At 38.5% G+C, this 19,470-nt stretch carries 22 protein-coding genes and 1 pseudogene; 7 read left to right on the top strand and 16 right to left on the bottom strand.

All coding sequences use genetic code 11. The annotated features are described in order from the left end of the window. Positions 1-9 precede the first annotated feature (9 nt). Genes HCX62_RS02090 through HCX62_RS02080 form a run of 3 tightly spaced genes read right to left on the bottom strand, consistent with a single transcriptional unit; the run spans position 10 to position 1,220 of the window. Positions 10-387 (bottom strand): DUF423 domain-containing protein, encoded by a 378-nt coding sequence (locus HCX62_RS02090; protein WP_008947090.1) that lies wholly within the window; start codon positions 385-387, stop codon positions 10-12. Positions 388-396: 9 nt separating this feature from the next. After that, the gene (locus HCX62_RS02085; RefSeq protein WP_185636849.1) at positions 397-660 is read right to left on the bottom strand and encodes a DUF5327 family protein; all 264 of its coding nucleotides are present in this window, start codon (positions 658-660) and stop codon (positions 397-399) included. Beyond that, positions 657-1,220: a maltose acetyltransferase domain-containing protein gene (locus HCX62_RS02080; protein ID WP_185390802.1), complete on the bottom strand. Its 564-nt coding sequence runs from the start codon at positions 1,218-1,220 to the stop codon at positions 657-659. Before HCX62_RS02080 ends, HCX62_RS02085 begins: the two co-directional genes overlap by 4 nt. Positions 1,221-1,393: 173 nt before the next feature. Between HCX62_RS02080 and HCX62_RS02075 the strand changes: the two genes are divergently transcribed. Next, the gene (locus HCX62_RS02075; RefSeq protein WP_185529671.1) at positions 1,394-2,260 is read left to right on the top strand and encodes a Cof-type HAD-IIB family hydrolase; all 867 of its coding nucleotides are present in this window, start codon (positions 1,394-1,396) and stop codon (positions 2,258-2,260) included. 25 nt (positions 2,261-2,285) lie between these two features. Further along, a complete protein-coding gene (gene pdxK, locus HCX62_RS02070) occupies positions 2,286-3,101 on the top strand; it encodes a pyridoxine/pyridoxal/pyridoxamine kinase (protein ID WP_185636848.1) in 816 nt (271 codons plus the stop codon). Positions 3,102-3,138: 37 nt separating this feature from the next. Here pdxK and HCX62_RS02065 read toward each other — a convergent pair whose 3' ends face one another. Next, a complete protein-coding gene (locus HCX62_RS02065) occupies positions 3,139-3,513 on the bottom strand; it encodes a hypothetical protein (RefSeq protein WP_185636847.1) in 375 nt (124 codons plus the stop codon). A gap of 162 nt (positions 3,514-3,675) precedes the next feature. On the opposite strand from HCX62_RS02065, the gene HCX62_RS02060 reads away from it, so the two are divergent. Beyond that, positions 3,676-3,984, top strand: a complete 309-nt coding sequence (locus HCX62_RS02060) for a carboxymuconolactone decarboxylase family protein (protein ID WP_185636846.1) — start codon at positions 3,676-3,678, stop codon at positions 3,982-3,984. A 44-nt stretch (positions 3,985-4,028) separates the two neighbouring features. On the opposite strand, the gene HCX62_RS02055 is transcribed toward HCX62_RS02060, so the two are convergent. The 4 genes and pseudogenes from HCX62_RS02055 to HCX62_RS02040 form a co-directional block, all read right to left on the bottom strand. Next, positions 4,029-6,497: a LapB repeat-containing protein gene (locus HCX62_RS02055; protein ID WP_185636845.1), complete on the bottom strand. Its 2,469-nt coding sequence runs from the start codon at positions 6,495-6,497 to the stop codon at positions 4,029-4,031. A 210-nt stretch (positions 6,498-6,707) separates the two neighbouring features. Continuing rightward, a pseudogene (locus HCX62_RS02050) lies at positions 6,708-6,842 on the bottom strand (endonuclease III domain-containing protein); the annotation flags it as partial. 47 nt (positions 6,843-6,889) lie between these two features. Continuing rightward, positions 6,890-7,492 carry a DUF1963 domain-containing protein gene (locus tag HCX62_RS02045; protein ID WP_185636844.1) on the bottom strand — a complete coding sequence of 201 codons (603 nt, stop codon included), beginning with the start codon at positions 7,490-7,492 and terminating at the stop codon, positions 6,890-6,892. A 107-nt stretch (positions 7,493-7,599) separates the two neighbouring features. After that, positions 7,600-8,016, bottom strand: coding sequence for a hypothetical protein (locus HCX62_RS02040; protein WP_185636843.1), 417 nt, complete (start codon positions 8,014-8,016; stop codon positions 7,600-7,602). Positions 8,017-8,135: 119 nt separating this feature from the next. Between HCX62_RS02040 and HCX62_RS02035 the strand changes: the two genes are divergently transcribed. Then, entirely contained in the window at positions 8,136-8,699 is a 564-nt protein-coding gene (locus HCX62_RS02035) for a DUF420 domain-containing protein (protein WP_185636842.1), read from the top strand. 44 nt (positions 8,700-8,743) lie between these two features. Here the strand turns inward: HCX62_RS02035 and HCX62_RS02030 are convergent, their stop codons facing one another. Then, a complete protein-coding gene (locus tag HCX62_RS02030; RefSeq protein WP_185636841.1) occupies positions 8,744-9,451 on the bottom strand; it encodes a metallophosphoesterase family protein in 708 nt (235 codons plus the stop codon). Between the two features lie 67 nt (positions 9,452-9,518). Next, positions 9,519-9,728 (bottom strand): Lmo0654 family protein, encoded by a 210-nt coding sequence (locus HCX62_RS02025; RefSeq protein ID WP_185636840.1) that lies wholly within the window; start codon positions 9,726-9,728, stop codon positions 9,519-9,521. Between the two features lie 189 nt (positions 9,729-9,917). Here HCX62_RS02025 and HCX62_RS02020 point away from each other — a divergent pair, with 189 nt between their 5' ends. Both HCX62_RS02020 and HCX62_RS02015 read left to right on the top strand, forming a co-directional pair. Then, positions 9,918-10,907: a DUF975 family protein gene (locus HCX62_RS02020; RefSeq protein ID WP_185637992.1), complete on the top strand. Its 990-nt coding sequence runs from the start codon at positions 9,918-9,920 to the stop codon at positions 10,905-10,907. Further along, positions 10,894-11,430, top strand: coding sequence for a GNAT family N-acetyltransferase (locus tag HCX62_RS02015; RefSeq protein ID WP_185637990.1), 537 nt, complete (start codon positions 10,894-10,896; stop codon positions 11,428-11,430). Before HCX62_RS02020 ends, HCX62_RS02015 begins: the two co-directional genes overlap by 14 nt. A gap of 9 nt (positions 11,431-11,439) precedes the next feature. On the opposite strand, the gene HCX62_RS02010 is transcribed toward HCX62_RS02015, so the two are convergent. The 4 genes from HCX62_RS02010 to HCX62_RS01995 are packed head-to-tail and all read right to left on the bottom strand — an operon-like array spanning position 11,440 to position 16,480. Beyond that, the gene (locus HCX62_RS02010) at positions 11,440-12,087 is read right to left on the bottom strand and encodes a GntR family transcriptional regulator (protein ID WP_185636839.1); all 648 of its coding nucleotides are present in this window, start codon (positions 12,085-12,087) and stop codon (positions 11,440-11,442) included. A gap of 45 nt (positions 12,088-12,132) precedes the next feature. Beyond that, entirely contained in the window at positions 12,133-14,823 is a 2,691-nt protein-coding gene (locus HCX62_RS02005; RefSeq protein ID WP_185636838.1) for a YhgE/Pip domain-containing protein, read from the bottom strand. Positions 14,824-14,864: 41 nt separating this feature from the next. Then, positions 14,865-15,506: a GntR family transcriptional regulator gene (locus HCX62_RS02000; RefSeq protein ID WP_185636837.1), complete on the bottom strand. Its 642-nt coding sequence runs from the start codon at positions 15,504-15,506 to the stop codon at positions 14,865-14,867. 23 nt (positions 15,507-15,529) lie between these two features. Further along, positions 15,530-16,480 (bottom strand): magnesium transporter CorA family protein, encoded by a 951-nt coding sequence (locus HCX62_RS01995; RefSeq protein ID WP_185636836.1) that lies wholly within the window; start codon positions 16,478-16,480, stop codon positions 15,530-15,532. A gap of 97 nt (positions 16,481-16,577) precedes the next feature. Here HCX62_RS01995 and HCX62_RS01990 point away from each other — a divergent pair, with 97 nt between their 5' ends. Further along, entirely contained in the window at positions 16,578-16,862 is a 285-nt protein-coding gene (locus HCX62_RS01990) for a hypothetical protein (RefSeq protein ID WP_185636835.1), read from the top strand. 84 nt (positions 16,863-16,946) lie between these two features. Here HCX62_RS01990 and HCX62_RS01985 read toward each other — a convergent pair whose 3' ends face one another. Together HCX62_RS01985 and bcaP are read right to left on the bottom strand one after the other, a co-directional pair. Further along, positions 16,947-17,786 carry a VOC family protein gene (locus HCX62_RS01985; protein WP_185636834.1) on the bottom strand — a complete coding sequence of 280 codons (840 nt, stop codon included), beginning with the start codon at positions 17,784-17,786 and terminating at the stop codon, positions 16,947-16,949. A gap of 89 nt (positions 17,787-17,875) precedes the next feature. Beyond that, on the bottom strand, positions 17,876-19,267 hold the full coding sequence (gene bcaP, locus HCX62_RS01980; protein ID WP_185636833.1) for a branched-chain amino acid transporter BcaP: 1,392 nt from the start codon (positions 19,265-19,267) through the stop codon (positions 17,876-17,878). Between the last annotated feature and the right edge of the window lie 203 nt (positions 19,268-19,470).

Below are 19,470 nucleotides of genomic sequence, written 5' to 3'. Positions count from 1 at the left end.
ATTTTCCCATTAATATCTGCTCATCGTTCTTCTTGATACTCCTAAAATAAGTAAGAACCAACCAACGATAAAACAAACGCCACCGATAGGCGTAATCGCTCCTAAAACGGCCACTTTGGAAATACTTAGAACATACAAACTGCCGGAGAAAAAGACAATTCCGACCGCAAATAAAATCGCTGCCCACGTGTAAAGTCGACTAGCTTGTTTCTCCATTAATAACCCCACTACCAAAATACCACCTGCGTGAAACATTTGATACTGAACGCCGGTTTCCCAAGTACTCGCATAACTTCCGAGCATATCTTTTAAAGCATGCGCCCCAAATGCTCCCAGTAAAACTGCTAACCCCGCAAAAATGGCTCCAGTAATAATTGTTTTTCTCATAGTTACCCCCTAAAAATCAAGCAATGAATCTCCATTCGCGCCGTCTTCTAACTCTATTTTCTTGCCATCCATACTTGCAATCTGCGCCGGTTCCGCTGCTGGAATAAAGGTCGGTTCTACTTCTGCGCTTCGCTCGTCACCCGTTTTCGCAAGCTGGACGAGTAGCATCAAGCCATGCAAATGCTTATCTTGGCTCGCTTTTGTTGTCGCTGCTCTTGCTTTAGCTAACTCACTTTCCATTTGCTCAAAAATCTTTGCATCTGAAATAATCATTTTTCCTCAACCTCAATTGTTTTAATAACACGCGCTGGATTTCCAGCAACAACAACATTATCAGGAAAGCTTTTCGTAACAACTGCGCCTGACGCAACAACGACATTATTTCCAAGCTTCACACCAGGGTTAATAATTGCTCGTCCGCCAATCCAGACATTATCACCAATTTCAACTGGTTTCCCAAGCTCTAAACCACTATTACGTTCCACTGGATCAAGCGGATGCGTTGCCGTATAAATATGAACCCCCGGCGCCATCATGCAGTTATCACCAATATGTACTTCACACACATCTAAAATTACACAATCAAAATTAGCATAAAAATTCTCACCAACATAAATATTAGAACCGTAATCTACACGAAAATCTGGTTCAACATAAACATTTTCTTTTGTGCCACCAAAAAGACGTTTTAACACACTGGAACGGGACGCTGAATCCATTGTATCGTTAATCTCTCTGCAGAACTTACGCGCACGATTTCTTCCGTGTGCAAGCTCTCTGTCGCTAGGATCATACATTTCTCCTGCAATCATCTTTTCTAGTTCTGTTTTCATCCTGACACATCCTATCCACGTTTTATTCTTATCCATTATAACCAAATGAAAGACAGAAATATAGTAAAGTAATCGCACCATCCAAAAAACTACGCGCAGCTACCTTTTGTGCATTTTTCTTAAAAAAATGATATTCTAGTGAAGTAGGTAAAATTGGGGAGGAATTAAATATTATGATTAAAGTTATTGCTTCAGACATGGATGGCACACTACTTAACTCTGATATCGAGATTGCACAAGAAAACGTCGAGGCAATCGAAAAAGCTCGCGCCAAAGGAATTCATTTCGTTCTTTGTACTGGACGTATGTATGACGATGCAATGGGTTTGATTAACAAAGCCAATTTATACGCACCGGCGATTTGTATGAATGGTGCAGAAATTCGTGACGAACACGGCAAAATAATTTTGCAACATCCCATTGATAAAAACTTAGCGCGTAACACTTATAACACCCTGACTGAACTAGGAATGTATACCGAATTTTTCACTGACATGGGCCCAATCACAACAGATAAAGCCCGTGGCAAAGAATTTATGATTGAAATGCACAAACGCATCCACCCAGATGTTCCAGCAGAAACAATCATGGATAAAGTGGAAGAACGTTTTGAATCCAAAGACGTCCACGAAATTCCTGATGTAGAGCGCATTTTAGGCAATAAAGATTTAACCATTCTAAAATTCATCTCCTTCTCTTCTGATAAAGACGTGCTTGCAAAAGCCAAACAAAAACTTGAAAATGATTCCGAGCTATCTGTCACCTCTTCTTTTTCCGATAATATTGAAATCACCCACCGCGAGGCACAAAAAGGTATTTCCTTACAATATTATGTAGAAAAATTAGGCGTAACACTTGATGAAACGTTTGCAATTGGAGATAATATGAATGATATTTCAATGCTGAAAATGGCTGGATATAGCGTGGCCATGGGTAACGGCGAAGAAGAAGTCAAAGAATTATCCAAACACGTTACACTTTCCAATGATGAACACGGCGTTGCAGCAGCCATTTATAAAATGTTAGAAACAAATGACTAAAGTTTATTTTTAGGAGGAAACACTAATGACAATCAAAAAAACATTAACTATTGCAGGATCTGATTCAAGTGGCGGCGCCGGTCTACAAGCCGATTTAAAAACATTTGAAGAATACGGCACTTATGGTTTTAGCGCAATCACAACCATCGTAACTATGGACCCAGACAACAACTGGGCACACGGCGTTACTCCAATTGATGCGCAACTAGTCCGCGAACAACTAAAAACAATCCTTTCTGGCGGCCCAGTTGACGCAATGAAAACAGGCATGCTTGGTTCGATTGACATCATTAAAGCAACTCGCGAAGCAATTGATAAATACGGTTTAAAAAATGTCGTTATCGACCCAGTTATGGTTTGTAAAGGCGAAGACGAACTAATCCAACCAGAAAATGCCGAAGCAATCCGCGACTTATTATTACCAAAAGCAACAATCACAACACCAAATCTATTCGAAGCCGGCCAATTATCCGGTCTTGGCAAATTAACTACATTAGACGATATGAAAGCAGCTGCGAAAAAAATCATCGAATTAGGCGCTAAATACGTTGTTATCAAAGGCGGAAAAGCCCTAGAAAGCGACAAAGCAATCGACCTACTTTACGATGGAAAAGAATTCACTATTTATGAAGTAGAAAAAATTTCCCCAAGCCACAATCACGGCGCTGGTTGTACGTTCGCAGCAGCAATCACAGCTGGCCTTGCAAAAGGTTTAACTGTAGAAGAAGCTGTCGCAAAAGCAAAAGACTTTGTCACAGCAGCTATCAAAGGTGGATTCGCATTAAACGAATTCATCGGCCCTGTTTGGCATGGTGCTTATAATAAAGCAGAAAACAGATAATACAAAAACCGCCCAGTGTTTGGGCGGTTTTTTATTATTAAGCTGAGTAAGCATACATAATACCATGTAATACAGCCAACACTTTTAAATTATCTGTCGTTTTCATTCCTTCTAAATCGCTCATTTTCTCTGCACCTTCAATATATGCAATCACTAGATCAGATTTAATCATTCCCTGTTTATCAAGATAAATCAGGTTTTTTTGTATTATTTTACCTAATTCATTTAATTCGGTATTTTCCCAACGAGTATAGCCAATCCTATCACGTTTAAAATATACTTCCGGTATGTTTTTGGGAGACTCGGTTTGAAAAGTTTCGTATAAATGAACAAGTAATTTTTCTGCTTCGTTATATTTTCTCGTCTTAACTAATTCAACAACATCTTGTATTTTTTCTATATGAGCATCCATAAAATTTCCTTTCTACTATTTTGTAATACTAAGTTTACCTATTGCAGAATCACTTTGCAAGAAAATCCATACTTGTCCGCTTTATTTGTTGCAAGTTTCACATAGTCTATGCTAGATTAAGTGTGCAAAGCTTATTAAACTTTTAATAGGAGATGAATTTTGGTGAAAGTAAGTAAATCATTCGAAGTATTCGCAAAAGAAGCTCCTGAAGTACAAGCAGCTTGGATGGAAACTGTACATAAATTAGATACCGCAAGCAAGCTCGACAAGAAAACAGAGGAACTCGCATACATTGCCGTTTTGGCCGCCACCCGCCTCGAAAGCGGACTACCCTTCCACGTAAAAATGGCGAAATTAAATGGCGCGACACGAGATGAGGTTATTAGCGCTATTCTCGTTGGCCTGCCCGCGGTCGGCAACACCGTGATAAGTGCTTTACCTGTAGCCATTGATGCTTTTGATGAAGAATAGTAACTTAAAAAAAGATAAGTGAACCCACTTATCTTTTTTTACTGTTATTTTTTTCTAACTAGAAACCAAGTTCCCAAACAAAGAAGCCCAACGAATATCGCTTTTGAAGTCGTTTCACCAGTTAGTGGGAGTTTCCTTATCACTAACTCCTCTTCCCTTTTTGGCTTGGGTGTTACTCCAGGATTTTCCGCAACAACAATTGCCGCTTTCTCAGCTTCCACAATTTTCACAGTAAATTGCACGGCTTCGGCTGGAATCCCGTCTTCATTCACCGCATTTAACGTCACGGTATAACTTCCCGGCGTCCTCCATTTCACTTTAGTTGCCGCGTCAGATGTTATCACTGAATTATCATTCGTTCTAGCACGGACATCTCGCAATAGATCTTGTTCGTCTTTTATAATCGTGGTGTCATACGTGATTTCTGGATCTACCATAATAATCGGCGCTGGACTTTTCAAAATATGCACTACAAACGTTTTCGCTTCTGCTGCCACACCATCTTCATTCACCGCTTGCAAAGTGACCTCATAATTACCCGGCACGCCCCATTTCACTTGCTTATCCATATCTGAAACTAGCGGGGAGCCATCGTTCGTCCTAGCGTTAACTTCATGTAGGAGTTCGGCTTCCGTTTTTGTCATTGTTTTAGGATAGGTTATTTCTGGGTCCACCGTAATAATCGGTGCTGGACTTTTCAAAATATGCACTACAAACGTTTTCGCTTCGGCTGCCACACCATCTTCATTCACCGCTTGCAAAGTGACTTCATAATTACCCGGCACGCCCCATTTTACTTGCTTATCCATATCTGAAATAATTGCCGAACCATCATTCGTTCGCGCATTTACTTCATTAAGGAGCGTACTTTCGTCTTTCGTCACTGTTTTATCATAGGTTATCTCTGGGTCTACTGTAATAATTGGCGCTGGATTTTTAAGGATTTTTATCGTAACAGAAACAGGATCAGCCGCCTGATTGTCTTCATTCACCGCGGTTAGCAGAACAGGATAATCTCCGGGAACTCCCCATTTCACATTGGATAAATCACTATTTATATCAGCCGGAATATCCGTGCTAGCCTCGACATCCGTAAGAAATTCTTCCACCGTGCGCGTCACCGTTTTACTATATTCCATTTCCGGAAGCGCGCTGATAACCGGCTTTTGAAGTGCTTTTATTTTATACAAGACATCATTTTGAAAACCTCGCTTGATTTGTATATTTAAGTTGTCTGTCGTCTCAGAAAGCTTATTATTCGAAGTTACACTAAGCAATTTATATTTGTTTGCGCTTAACAAATTATCAAACGCATGTTTATCGATATTTTGTGTCGAATTATATAAAAAAGGTTCCGTTATTTCATATTTGCCAGCTTGATTAACTTTTCCGGGAATAGTTGCCGCGCTATAGTCAGCAAAAGTAATCGGATTGCCTAATTCATCCTCAAACTTCGTAGTTACTTTGCCATAAAAAGTAGCGCTAATATTCGCATTCCCATTATTCACTGGATAAAATTGAAGTGATTTTGTTGCAGATGCCACCGAAGAAAGACTAACAAGATACGGATCCGTTGTCCCAGGCTTCCCATCCACATTCGTATCAATATCAAAACTAACCCGCGTTCTCGTGGAAATCCCTTTGAACGGAATAGTACAATTCATTTGAAAAACCGGTCCACCCACAAATGGCGTTCCGACGTCATATGTAATCGTGCCGTAATCAACGCCAGCTACACCTAACCGATATATTCCCTTCGCTTCATCCCAAATTTCAATTTTAATATTTTGGACATTGCCAAGCGGAATCCGTTTCTCAAAAAGCGGATAAGATACTAAAATTTCCGTTTCATAATTCACTTTACTTTTCGGCTTTTCATATACTAGTATCGCATGGTATAAATCACCGTTCACTTTCGAAAAATCACTTATCCCAACCGGCGGCCAATCACTTGCCATATCGACATTTAATTCAACGCTACTCGTACCAATGTTTTTAAAATTTTGACGAGCCCCATTATACGATAAGTTGATGAGATTTTTATCGCCATGCGCTGGCATTACTTGTATTTTAAACGTCCCATTAAAACTGTTCACGAATAAAGAATCCGAATCTTCTGTAAAATAAATGCGCAGTGTGTAAACATCATTATTTTGTATCACACGAACATTCCCGACCACTTGCTCATTTACAGCTGCAGTTGGATCAACATCGATTTTCAAATCATATACTTTATCCGTGTAAAACAAAGCATCCGTTGATAAGGTCACATCAAAATAATCACCTTTCTTGAAAGAATTCCCGCCAAAAGCCACTTCCAAAAAATAATCTAGTTGTTCATTATATTTTTCCTTCGCGGTAAGACTTTGTCCATTCGATTTATAAAAACTCACGGACTTAATCAGGTCATCACGTTTATTACTTTCCTCCGCTTTCACAGGCATATCAACAGGGACGATGATAATAGAACAAATAACACTAAATGCTATTATGAGTTTCGCTAGTTTCTTCAATATTGTTCCTCCTTATGTTTAGTCTGTATGTATTAAAAACTGGCTTACTTAATTACTATAATTATACCTATAGGCTCATGCGAAAAGTCTATTAAAATAAGTGATTTCTTCTTAAAATATGGCAAAAAAGTGTCGGCGCCTTTTCAACCCAAAAAGTAATTTATCAGCACAAAAAAAAGAAGCCAAAAATCACGGCTTCCATTGCTATTATTAACTTTCCAATAACCACGTTTCATCCATCGTCTTATCCTTGCCAAAATGCTTCCCATGAACATCGATAACTGAGTGCCATTCTTTGCATAATTTATGCGAAATTTTTCCTACAATAGGCATAAATTCTTCGCGCGAAAAGCCAGATAAATTATATTTCATCATCTGTATTTTTACAGTCTTTAGGTACATTGCGTGAAGAATAATCCAATATCTTCTGAAACTTCTTCATTTAAATAGAGATAACCTACAGAATCACCTAAATTAAATATAGTTCCAAATTCTTCTGGAAAATCACCTTCATATATTTGCAAGCAAAATCTATAATTACCCAATGCAAGCTGTTCATTTTGCAAAAACACTGGATTTTCACCAATAAGTGAACCACGAAAATAATCCAGTTCAACTACTTCTTCACCCAATATAATCTCTTTTGCTGGGATTAAAAACTCAGATTCATTTCGCAGTGTACCGACAGAATGCATAATAACCTTTGTGAATCCGTCCTTGATCCCCTCTAACTCATCTTCATCACCATGGTATCCAATTAAATCCAAAAAGTATCCCTTATTATATGTTGTAAATACCGAGATAGTTTTATCTTCTGGATAATTAAATTGATGAGTTTCATTTAGAAAATTCGTTGGTAAATTCATAATAAAAGTTAAATTTTCTCCATTAGGATTTACTGGCCAACCTATATCATTAGGTAAAAGACTTTCGCCTCCAATACGTGGGATATTCATGCTGTTGTCTATACTTTTAAAATCAATACCTTTAGACATATATTTCGCTCCTTTCGCAACCATTACATTTTATTTTGATAAATTCTTTTCTTAGTCTTCTTTATGCAATGGACTGCTTCAACTTCCATTATTACTAACTATTCTCCTCACCCAATCATCCGAAAATCATCCCGATTACCTGTCATATCAACCATTAACTCAAATAACATTTTACTATTATCCGGTTTATTCTGAACGATTACTTGCATAAAATAATCATGCACCATAAACGTATAGCCATGCTCTTTCGACGTAATCGCGTAGCCCTCTAAATCATTTTCAGCTACAAACAGCCATTTCCACTGATACTTTTCCCGCGCCGCTTCTCCGTATAATGAGCCTAAAACGTAACCTAGTTCTTCTGCCAAATCAGGGTCTGGCGAGGTATCTTTTAAGTACGCAGCAATTTTCTCGATTCGTTCTTCTGGAGTTCCGTCCGTTTGGAGCATTACTTCGCCTTCTTCTTTTAAACGGATAATTTCGGCTTCTTCCGCTTTTGTTAATTCTCGTGCAATTATCGACATACGAAACACCCTTTCAAAACCTATTATACCTTAAAAGCTCAATCTTTCGCATCCGATATGTTCGTCATGTATAATGAAAGAAGTACAGCAATTTTTATATTTAGGGGGCTATTTTTTTCATGGAACAAAATAAAGAAAAACTCACAAAGCCGACATCAGAAAAAAACTATTTTTGGCCGATAATGATTATTTCATTTATCGCGGTTGTGGTGATTTTGCTACTATTCTTCTCACCAATTGGTTATCAAGGAGCAGTGCATTTTGACATTACTATTTTCCCGCGCATGAACGCCATCTTTAATAGTTTTACCTTTGTATTTTTAGTTATTGCACTTTGGGCGATTATAAAAAAGAAAAACATTAAAATGCATCGTGGCTTCATTTTAGCAGCATTTACATCAACGTTATTCTTCTTAGTAACTTACTTAACGTTTCATTATATTTCAGCAGAAACTTCCACATTTGGCGGAGTTGGGATTATCCGTCCAATCTACTTTTTCATCTTAATTACACATAGTTTCTTAGCGGCAATCGTCGTTCCACTCGCGCTTTTTGCACTTGTATGGGGCTGGACGATGCAAATTGATAAACATAAAAAAATCGTTCGTTGGACTATGCCGATTTGGCTATATGTCAGCTTAACTGGCGTATTAGTATACTTATTTATGGCACCGTATTATTAACTAAAAAAGCATCAAATGAGCTCTTAAAAAAGCCCATTTGATGCTTATTTTTTTACTGAAAAACTTTTGGTAATGAGATTTTCTTCCACGACAACTCCGTGAAGCTCCCCGCCAAAAACCGCGCCACCATCAATATCGAGCCTCGTTTTATCTTCCGAAACCCAAATACCCGAACTTCCATTACTATGTAAATTTTGCACTGGGGTATGCCCGAAAATAAAGACTTTCCCCGTATTGTTCTTCCCAAATAAAAATGGTTCGCGAATCCAGAAAAAATCGCGCTCCTCGGTATCATGCCAATCTTTTTTAGAAAAATCCACTCCCGCATGCACAAATACATACTTGCCTTCTTCATAATAAAGTGGCAAATTCCGGATAAAATCAATCAGTTCCGAAGCCTCATTTTTAATCCGTTCTGCTAATCCTTCTGGCGTCATTTTTTTATCTAAGGAGTCGGCGATTAAAGATTGAATGGTTTCCATTCCGCCTTGGCTTAAATAATAGTGCATTTTTTCTGTGGGATTCTCGAGAAAATCAAGTAGCATTTGTTCGTGATTTCCTTTTAAAACGATCACATCTGTTTGGTCCGCCAATGCCTTTACTTTTCTAAGTACCGCCGCTGGGTTTTCGCCGCGATCAATCAAATCTCCTACAAACAAAAGCCGTTCGCGCTCCTTATCCCAGTTTTCCAGCAACTCGTCTAAAAGCGTCACTTCTCCGTGCACATCTCCTACCGCAAAAATTGGCTTCATCGCTATACCTCCAAATCTACGTAAAAGAAACGCCCCTCTGCTAAATTAACAAATGGACGCCTTTTTCTTATTCGGTTTCGCTCTCTGCTTTTTTGATTTTTTTCTCTACTTCGGCGATTTCGTGACGTAATGCACTTAATCTAACTTCCGATGCATTGATTGGTCCATTTTGGAGTTGAGGGTCTTCAAAATCCCTTGTTTCACTGATTACTTCTTGATACGTTTGTCGCAACTCAATTAATTGATCTTCTAATTCTCTTAAATTCTCATGGGCCATTTGCGCCACCTCCAAATTAGTCATACTACATAGAATTACTTTTCCCCTAAAAATAGAAATGTAATCCTTTTTCCTGGCATTTTTTTATCACGCCTCTTATTACTGTATTAGTCCTTAAAAGTATGCTATTTTAGGAGTAGGTATTTTTGCTATTATACTAAAATAAACGAAAAAGGAGTTTTCAATATGATGACTATTTCACAAGTAAAAAGAACCGCGAAAGAGTCGCTACGTGGTAACTGGGGAATTGCCATTGGGATTTTTGTGCTCGCATGGTTAATCTTAACAGTGACTGGAGGAATACTTGGTTGGATTCCTTTCGTAGGTCAGGTTGCTATGATACTAGTAACGGGACCATTATACACCGGTGTTGCTTGGGTGTATCTGGCAATTAGCCGCGGAGAACAACCTGATGTTGCTTATATGTTTAGTGGCTTTAAAGAATTTGGGCGTACATTCGTAGCATACTTGCTAATTTGTATTTTCACTTTCTTATGGAGCTTACTACTAATCGTACCTGGGATTATTAAAACTTACTCTTATTCACAAACATTCTTCATTTTAAGAGATAATCCTAATATTTCCCCATTAGACGCTATCACAGAAAGCCGCCATATGATGAATGGACACAAAGGTAGACTTTTCGGACTATCTCTTACATTCCTACTTTGGTATTTAATTCCAATTGCTGTTGCGATTGTCGGATCTGTTATTGTATTTAGTGGAGCAGCTACTTCATCTTATTATTCTACTGATCCATCCCAAGTTATCTCCACAATTTCTGCCGGTGCTGCATTTGGTGGACTAGTATTGATTTTAGCTTCTTGGTTAATTACACTTGGTATTTCGCTTTATGTGTATCCTTATCTAATCACTTCTGGCGCTGTATTCTACGATGATTTATTCGCAGCGAGCGAAGGCACTTTTACGGAAGAAACGGTAATTGTTGCAGACGAAGAAGTGGACCCATTCGGAACAACAGAAGCTGATCCATTTGTGGAAGATACCCACCCAGAAGGTTTTGGACCTAGTACAGCAAAAGAACCCGAAGTTCCAGAAGTTCCAGAAACACCTGTGACTCCTGAAACACCCGAGACTCCTGAAGTTCCTGAAACTCCTGAGAGTCCAGAAGCTCCTGAAAATCCAGAGGCTCCGAAAGATGAAAATGAACCAAAATAAAATTACGGCTGGCGGACTGGAATTTCTAGTCCGCTTTGCTTTGCCGCATGATCGTCCAAAAATCATGGACTTAATGATGGATACTGCTCGCTGGTTAAAAGAATCGGGTTCAACCCAGTGGGGCGATATTTTACATGGTTTCGATGTGCATAATATCGAACAACGCATTGAGCTTGGCGAGGTTGCCCTTTTTGAAACGGCTGCTGATGAACTTGCGGGCGCGATGATTATTCGAAAAACGCCAAGTGATTGGGATGCGGATTTATGGGGTGACTTGGCGAGTGATAAAGCTTATTATTTGCACCGGATTATGGTTGCCCGTAAGTTTAGTGGTATTTCTTTTAGCAAGGAAATGATTTACTTTGCTGAAAAATTGGCGGAAGAACAGTCGGTTCCGTTCGTCCGATTAGATTGTATTGAAACCAATGACACGTTAAATCAAATGTATCTACGTTACGGTTTTGCGTTTTCAGGCAAGAAAAATGGATTTAATTTATATCAAAAAAGAGCTGTCAGATTATGACAGCTCTTTTTATCTGTAAGCTTGAATCGTAAGTTCCGCAAACAAGGACTTAATCGTTTTTCTGGCGGCTTCTGTTTTCTCCTGTGCAAGCAATTCATAAATCTGCTTGCTCTTTTTGTTAGTCCATTCTCTAATTTCGACGGATTTAAAAATGTTAATTCCATCCGAAAAGTGAACCATTTGAAAGAAAATCTGTTTGGCTATCCGCACTTGGTAGGGATTTTCGGCAAAACTAATTAAACAAAGAATAAAACGATGATGCGCATCAAAATAATTTTCGATGTCAGTTAAATAGGAAAATCGTTCCATATCGACCACGCGCTCTTGCAGTTTTTCGATATCCATTTCATAGCCAAAATGTGCTGCCTTAACAATTGCTGCGTCGACAAATATATCAATCGTTTCCATTAACTGCACATAACGGGCCGAATCAACAAGGACATCATTTAAAACGGCGCCGCTATTTTCATGATAGCTGACAATTCCTTGAGCAGTTAGTGTTGCGATTGCTTTTCGAAGTGGTGAACGGCTAACACCGAATTCCGTAGCTAGTTTTTCTTCTGCCAAATGCTGGTTCATGACTAACTCACCGTTTTTAATTTTTTCAAGAAGTAAATTGTAAACCATCTTGTCTAATGTTTTAAATTTATTTGCCACAAAGTCTGCCCCCTCTTCGCTCGTAATTATATCACAGAAATTTTATTAATGGATGAGCTTGCTTCGTTTTGCTTTTTCTGAGAGCTTAGGTACTACTTTGTCGAGTGGCTTTTTGAGTAGAACGCCGAGTGCGATGAAGAGAATCGCAAATCCAGCAAGAACACTCATGTCAATCCAAACGGTCGGCATATACAGTCCCCCAACACTTTCCCGGATTAAACTTACGGCATAGGTGAATGGTAAGAATGGATAAATCGCTTGGAAAAATGGTGGCGAAACTTGAATTGGAAAGTTCCCGCCTGCCCCTGAAATTTGTAATACTAGTAAGATAATCGCAATTCCTTTTCCGACGTTATTAAATAGCGATACTAGCGTGTAGACAATTGTCATGAATACTACGCTGATAAACATACTAAAGAGCACGTGGAGTAATGGTTCTGCGATGGAAACGCCTAGTAAGAATATATTCCCGAGCGTCACGATAAGCGCCTGCATTAATCCGATTGATAGGAAAGTTAACAATCGGCCGAAATAACGATGATAATGATTGAAAATACCCGCCGGCACTTCTACATCGACACGTAGTAACGAAATCAGCAAGAGCGCACCAACCCATAAACAAAGCGCTGTATAAAATGGCGAGCTTGCCGAGCCGTAGTTTGGAATTGGATAGTAGCTCGTTTCTTTTAAGTTCACCGGGTTGGCAATAAAGGAGCTATCTTTGTCGGCATCATTTCTGAGCATCTTGATAATGCTTTGCAAATCGTAGTTCTTATCGAAATCGGTAATTTTATTGGCCGCATTATTGATGGCTTTTTCGAATTCTGGTAGCTCTTCTCTTGATAGATCAGCCGCAATTTTAATCGCTTTTTCGAATTCCGGCATTTTTTGTTGGATTAAGTTAGACGCTTGGTTAATTTCTTTTTCGAGTCCCGGTAAATCATTGCGAATGAAATCGGCTGCTTTTTTAATATTGGCTTTTACATTCGGATAATCGTTTTTGTAAAAGTTCGCCGCTTCGTTAATACCAGCGATAATGGTATCTAATTTAGTGTTGATGACTTCGGTCGCTTCATCCAACGTTTTCTGGATTTCTGGTAGCCGTTTTTGGAACTCTTTTAAATAGGTTTGGCCTGTTTGCAACGTTTCTCTGGAATCTTTCAACACCTGTGTGATTTCTGGGATTTTAGCTTGCAACGTTTCCAGTAGTTTTTGGCTATCTTTTAAATCCCCTTGAATTTGGTTTAAGCCGACTTTGATCGCTGGAACAATTTCCGAATCATAGTTTGCTAAAATTTGGTCCAATTTCGCGCTAACATTTTTCGCTTGTTCATTCAGTTGATTTAAAGTTTCCTCAGAAGGTTGTGCTCCGTTTTCCAGTTCTGTCCGCACTTTTGTAATCGTTGCTTTTTGCGCACCTAATTGGCCATTAATTGCTTTTAAATTCGTGATTAAATCAGTAAATGGCTTGTTCGGCAACGTTTCATTTAAACTTTCCAAAGTGGCTGTTTGTTTCGTAATCATTTGCTGTAACGAATCAATATCTTGCTCCATTTTTTTCAATTCGGCAATCGCTTGGTCTCCGCTAATCGAACCGTTTTTAATTCCTTCTGTGACTTGATAAACGTTGTCCGCCATTTGCTTCATTAGCGTTAAGTTTTGTTTGATTGCAGGCGCTAACGTATCAAAAGACTTATTAATTTCATCCGCAAAATCGGATACTTTATCCACGTAGCCACTACCATTTTGAGCGATTTTTTCTACGGTTGGTATCGCCGCCATTGCCGTATCAATCACATCGAGCGCTTTACCAGATTCATTCACCGCGTCATTGACCGTTTTTTTAATCGTTCCGAAGTTTTCATCGACTTCTTTTACCGACTCTGCGATTTGTTTAATTTCTGGAATTTTCTTTTGAAGCACGAGAATATCTTGGCCCAGTTGGTCGATTTTCGGTAGTTGTTGCTCTACTAATAGGACGTTTTCTGTCGCTTTATTGAGCTCTGGGATTTTTTCATTTAGCTCGACAACTTGATTGGCTTTGGCTTTTAGTTCGGGTAGTTTGGCTTCCATTTTGACAGCCTCGGCACCCATTTTTTTAAGTTCTGGTAACGCATCTTGCACTTGGAACACTTTGCTTTTCAAGCGTCTGATTGTCGGTAATTCGTTTTCAAGATCAATCCCAGCTTTATTAAATTCTTCTAAAACTGCCTTGCTCACTGTACCGACGAATTCCGAACTGATTTGATTTACGATTGTTGTTGCTCCGCTTTCGGTCATTTTTGGCGCGATCGCATTGATTTTTTCGTTGACCGAATAATCGATAGTTGGTTTTGTGACGTTATCACTGACAACCGAAACCATGTCTTCTGAGAAATCTTTCGGAATGTGGATTGAAGCATAATATTTGCCGCTTTTCACGCCTTTTTTGGCTTCTGCTTCACTTACAAACGTCCAGCCCAGCTTTTTATTTTTCTCCAGCGTTTTCTTAAGCTCTTCCCCGACATTGACTTGTTGAGGCTTTTTCCCTGGCACATCTACTTCCGCGCCTTCATCATCAATCGAAACTGCCACTTTGATTCCCGATGTATTTGAATACGGGTCCCAAAGCGCTTCAATATTAAACCATGCATATAATGATGGCAAAATAATCAGCGCAATAACTAATAACAAAGCTAAAGGCGCTTTGAAGAGACGGCGCCAGTCTAAAATAAATATTTCGTATACTTTCCGCATCAAAAGCACCCCCTGTTTTCAAGCAAATCATTTTAGAAATACTATCTAAATGTACGGATAATATACAAATTCACTAATTTTTGCATTACCTCTTTTGCTAAATCATGTTTCTTTTCTACCATATAATAAGTCAATTGTTCTAAAGCTTCCATCGTTTCTTCTTCCAAAAGGACCGGAATTATTTTAATATCTTTTTGCGCTTTATTAAAGAAATCGCGTTTCATTTTCCGAACAATGTCCTCGGCGTAACTATTGGCTAACTGCGCTACGAATTGCAGCAACCACTTACTAAGCAAAGACAAATACGCATCCACATCTTCTTCTTTTTGGATTTCCCGCATTTCTTTTAACAGTGCATCGCCTTGCTCTGGCTTGTAAGTTAAGTTTTTATTTTTACATTTTTCGATAGTTTGGGCGACTAAAATTTCTGCCATTTCTAGTAATTCGATAAAACGACCAGCGCTCATACTGCTTTCAATCACAATTGCCCCCCGGTTTAGTTCGTATTCGATTAACTCTTCGGATACTAAAACCGCAATTGCTTTTCTGACTGGCGTGCGACTAATCGATAATTCTTTTGCAATACCAGCTTCTGAAATATGTTGTCCAACATGAAGCTTACCACTGAGAATTTTTTCTTTGATTGTATAATATGCTAATTTTTCGTATGTTTGTTTTTCCATGCTCATCCCTCGTTTTCTATATATTAAAAGTATTTTCTACGCCAAAAAATCACGGTTACTCCCGTCGTAATTAACAGCGTAAATAAAAGAATTAACGCAAACGCGTGCTCATTATGCATAAACGGTAGCTTAATATTCATCCCATAAATACTCGCCACAATCGTTGGTAATGACAAAATAATGGTAAATGATGTCAAAAATTTCATCACGATATTCAAATTGTTCGAAATAACCGAAGAAAATACGTCCGACATTCCGCTAATTATTTGGGTATATGTATCCGTCATGGCAATTGCTTGCTTATTTTCAATAATAACATCTCTGAGCAAATCATGATTATCTTCTTGCTGCATAAAATGTTCTACATCTTCCATTTTATCAAGAATGGCTTTGTTCGATTGAAGTGCTGTTGCAAAAAATACTAAACTTTTCTGAACCGCCATAAACGCATACAGTTGCTCATTTTTCATCGATTGTTTGATCTGTATTTCTAAATTATTTGTCTGTTTGATGATTTGATTTAAATATTTGAGGTAATAATAAGATACAGCATACAATAATTTTAACAAAAATTGTTTATGATTAGTTGTATCATACACTTCTAACTTCATTAAGCGCACATCTTCTAAGATTGGTAAATCACGTAACGTAATTGTTACAAGATGTTTTCTAGTTAAGACAATCCCAATCGGAAGCGTTTCGTACATCGCATAGCCCAGTTCATCTTTTGATTCGTATGGATAATCCACGATGACTAGCGAATGTCTGACATCTTGTTCCGCTCGTTTCAGCTCTATTCTAGAACGCTCATCAGAGTCCAGTGCATCTAAAATGTACGGTTTTGGCACATCCATCTCCTTGCTTAATATCTCAATTTCTTCATCAGTTGGAGCAGTCACTTTTACCCAACAACCATCTTCCAAAGCCGAAAGTTGCTCCATTTTTTCATTGGTCGTTTTAAAAAATTCAATCATCTGGAAATCTCCCTTCTTCGTATCTTCTTTACAAAATATTTCATTTATGTTACATTATTATTAATAATAATTCATTTATGACAAAGGAGCGATGAAAATGGAATTTACGTCTATGATAGTTACAGGAATTATTTTAGCAGCAACTGTCTCTGGCCTTTCTTTTGTAGTAAGCAAACTTAGTGGTATATCTTGGTTCTGGATAGCATTTTGTGCCAATAGCGGCTTCTTTATTACCTTTCTCGCTGTACAAAATTCATTCCCAGACAACGCAGCCATAGCGCTTTCTTATTTAACACTTGGAATTGGTATCGTTTTAATTTTCCAAACCCTTTTCCAATCAAGCAATTGGTTTTTCAAGAAATCCATGCAACGTAAACATTAAAAATAATTAGTCTAATCTACCTTTCCCTTATTATCGCATCAAAAAACTGTTTAAGCTCATTTTTCGCTTAAACAGTTCTTTTTTTTATTTAAAATGAATCTTAATTCCGTTCGAATCAGTAACTGAGATTGTATTTTCAAATCGTTTTACTTCATACCCTTGTTGTTCTAAATTAGCTGTTATCGCTTCTTTGTCGGGTGTAATAATCGTAAACCAAGCAAGTCCAACTTCATTTTCATGTCGATTTTCCAAATTGCGTCCCGCCCACACATTAGAGCCAATGTGATGATGATAATCGCCAGCCGCAAAAAATCTTGCTGACGGTATCGCTGTGGTCAAATTCATTCCAAGCGCCTCTTTGTAAAATTCTTCCGCCTTATCCGCATCAGCCACTTGCAAATGCACATGACCGATAATTGTTCCACTTGGCATGCCGGCAAATGGTTTACCTGTTGCAATTTGAAGTAATCCATCCACATCAACTTGTTCCGTTACCATCGGCAAATTCCCGTCACCATCGCGCATCCATTTATTTTTCGGACGGTCGGCATAAATTTCAATGCCATTTCCTTCAATATCATGTAAATAAAGCGCCTCACTGTAAGCATGATCGCCAGCGCCATCAATCGGATAACCAGACTTTGCTAAATGCGTAAGTACATCCGCCAAGCTTTCCCGTGTTGGCAACAGAAACGCCGTATGAAATAATCCAATCCGTGGCACTTCCGGTACAACTGCTTGATCTATTTTTTTAAGAACGAGTAGTGCCTCATCAGAGCCGCTCACGCCAAGCCGCACCATCCGCTCATTTTCTTCTAATAATGTTAAACCAATAACTTCCTGATAAAATCCTGCCATCTCTTTTAAATGACCTACATTCAATACTACTTCACCAAGCCGTAATTTTTCGCTAATTTCTACCATGTTAAAAACGCTCCTTTTATTGTAATACATTCATTACAACACAAGGAGCGTTCGAATTCCAATAAAACGACTTACAAAAAGTAAGTTAATTATTTTTTAAGTAATTCACTGTGATTTCTTCCATACGCAAAATACACAATTAAGCCGATAACAAACCAAATTCCACAAAGAATCCATGTATGAATCGATAAGCGGCTAATTAGAAATGCACATAATAGAAACGATATAATCGGGAGCACTGGGTAAAATGGTACTTTAAATCCACTTGCTTGAATGCTTTTGTTTTTACGTAAGAAAATAATGCCAATCGACACCATCATAAATGCTAAAAGTGTCCCAATATTAACTAACTCAGCTAATCTATCTAACGGAACAAGCCCGCTGATAATTGCGACTATAACCGCAAAAATCCATGTGTTTTTAACTGGTGTTCTGTATTTTGGATTAATTTCTGCAAGCACTTTTGGTAATAAACCATCACGCCCCATCGCAAAAATCAATCGAGTCGCGCCGTAGCTCATAACTAAAATAACGGTAATCATCCCAACAACTGCTCCAAGTGATACAATACCAGCAATCCAGTCTTGATTAATAACTTGCAAAGCATAGGCTACAGGATCTGTGACATTTAAATCTGTATATGGTACCATTCCCGTTAAAACAGCCGAAACAGCAACATATAATACCGTACAAATAAGTAGCGAACCGATAATTCCAATCGGCATTGTTCGTTGTGGATTTTTCACTTCTTCCGCCGCAGACGATACCGCATCAAAACCTAAATAAGCGAAAAAGACTAGCGCAGCCCCATTCATAACACCACTAATTCCAAATGGCATAAACGGTTGCCAATTATCCGGTTTAACATAAAACACGCCGACTACTAAGAATAGTAAAATAACGCCCACTTTCAGAGCAACCATAATCGTATTCACTCGTGTGGACTCTTTTATTCCAAGAGTTAGTAAAAACGCAATCACCAGCACGATAATAATCGCCGGCAAATTAATAAATGTACCTACTTCTGGATTAAAAGGCCCAGATACCGCTTGTGGAATCGAAATATGAAACCCAGAAAGCAGCGCATTTAAATACGAAGACCAACCACTCGCAACAGAAGCCACAGCAAGCCCGTATTCCAAAATAAGCGCCCAACCAAGTAACCATCCAATTAATTCTCCAAAAACAACATAACCATACGTATAGGCACTTCCTGCAACCGGAACGCTAGACGCAAACTCGGAATAGCACATCGCTGCAATCGCGCAAACTATCGCCGCAATCACGAAGGAAAAAATAATCGCTGGCCCCGCATTTTTTGCAGCAACCGTCCCAGGTAAAATAAAAATCCCGGTCCCAACAATCGCCCCCACTCCGAGCAATGTTAAGTCAAATGGACCCAATGTTTGCTTTAAATGCGTGCTACCACTTTTATTTTGCATTAAATCTTCAATCGGTTTTCTTCTAAATAATGAATTCATTTTGTCTCCTACCTTTTTATTGTCTTCTAAAATAGTATACTTTTACACTTTAAAGGTCAATAGCATTGTGAGAAAAAACACAAAAACTAATCAATCTTTCCTAAACTAGAACCTATTACCCAAATATATCTGAATCATCTTTCATGATTTGCACTGTTCGCGCGATTAAGCTAAAATTAGAAGGAATGGATTTGTGCGTATTC

The organism is Listeria swaminathanii (genome assembly GCF_014229645.1).
Classification (GTDB): domain Bacteria; phylum Bacillota; class Bacilli; order Lactobacillales; family Listeriaceae; genus Listeria; species Listeria swaminathanii.
The sequence above is the reverse complement of the archived record's forward strand: the minus strand, read 5'-3'. Positions and strand labels throughout refer to the sequence as shown.

Coding starts and splice junctions, on each gene's coding strand:
- HCX62_RS02090 (WP_008947090.1), bottom strand. CDS start 387: ATGAGAAAAACAATTATTACTGGAGCCATTTTTGCGGGGTTAGCAGTT.
- HCX62_RS02000 (WP_185636837.1), bottom strand. CDS start 15,506: ATGGAAAAACAAACATACGAAAAATTAGCATATTATACAATCAAAGAA.
- HCX62_RS02035 (WP_185636842.1), top strand. CDS start 8,136: ATGGAACAAAATAAAGAAAAACTCACAAAGCCGACATCAGAAAAAAAC.
- HCX62_RS02075 (WP_185529671.1), top strand. CDS start 1,394: ATGATTAAAGTTATTGCTTCAGACATGGATGGCACACTACTTAACTCT.
- HCX62_RS02085 (WP_185636849.1), bottom strand. CDS start 660: ATGATTATTTCAGATGCAAAGATTTTTGAGCAAATGGAAAGTGAGTTA.
- pdxK (WP_185636848.1), top strand. CDS start 2,286: ATGACAATCAAAAAAACATTAACTATTGCAGGATCTGATTCAAGTGGC.
- HCX62_RS02065 (WP_185636847.1), bottom strand. CDS start 3,513: ATGGATGCTCATATAGAAAAAATACAAGATGTTGTTGAATTAGTTAAG.
- HCX62_RS02040 (WP_185636843.1), bottom strand. CDS start 8,016: ATGTCGATAATTGCACGAGAATTAACAAAAGCGGAAGAAGCCGAAATT.
- HCX62_RS02080 (WP_185390802.1), bottom strand. CDS start 1,220: ATGAAAACAGAACTAGAAAAGATGATTGCAGGAGAAATGTATGATCCT.
- HCX62_RS02025 (WP_185636840.1), bottom strand. CDS start 9,728: ATGGCCCATGAGAATTTAAGAGAATTAGAAGATCAATTAATTGAGTTG.
- bcaP (WP_185636833.1), bottom strand. CDS start 19,267: ATGAATTCATTATTTAGAAGAAAACCGATTGAAGATTTAATGCAAAAT.
- HCX62_RS01990 (WP_185636835.1), top strand. CDS start 16,578: ATGGAATTTACGTCTATGATAGTTACAGGAATTATTTTAGCAGCAACT.
- HCX62_RS02030 (WP_185636841.1), bottom strand. CDS start 9,451: ATGAAGCCAATTTTTGCGGTAGGAGATGTGCACGGAGAAGTGACGCTT.
- HCX62_RS02045 (WP_185636844.1), bottom strand. CDS start 7,492: ATGTCTAAAGGTATTGATTTTAAAAGTATAGACAACAGCATGAATATC.
- HCX62_RS02005 (WP_185636838.1), bottom strand. CDS start 14,823: ATGCGGAAAGTATACGAAATATTTATTTTAGACTGGCGCCGTCTCTTC.
- HCX62_RS02020 (WP_185637992.1), top strand. CDS start 9,918: ATGACTATTTCACAAGTAAAAAGAACCGCGAAAGAGTCGCTACGTGGT.
- HCX62_RS02015 (WP_185637990.1), top strand. CDS start 10,894: ATGAACCAAAATAAAATTACGGCTGGCGGACTGGAATTTCTAGTCCGC.
- HCX62_RS01995 (WP_185636836.1), bottom strand. CDS start 16,480: ATGATTGAATTTTTTAAAACGACCAATGAAAAAATGGAGCAACTTTCG.
- HCX62_RS01985 (WP_185636834.1), bottom strand. CDS start 17,786: ATGGTAGAAATTAGCGAAAAATTACGGCTTGGTGAAGTAGTATTGAAT.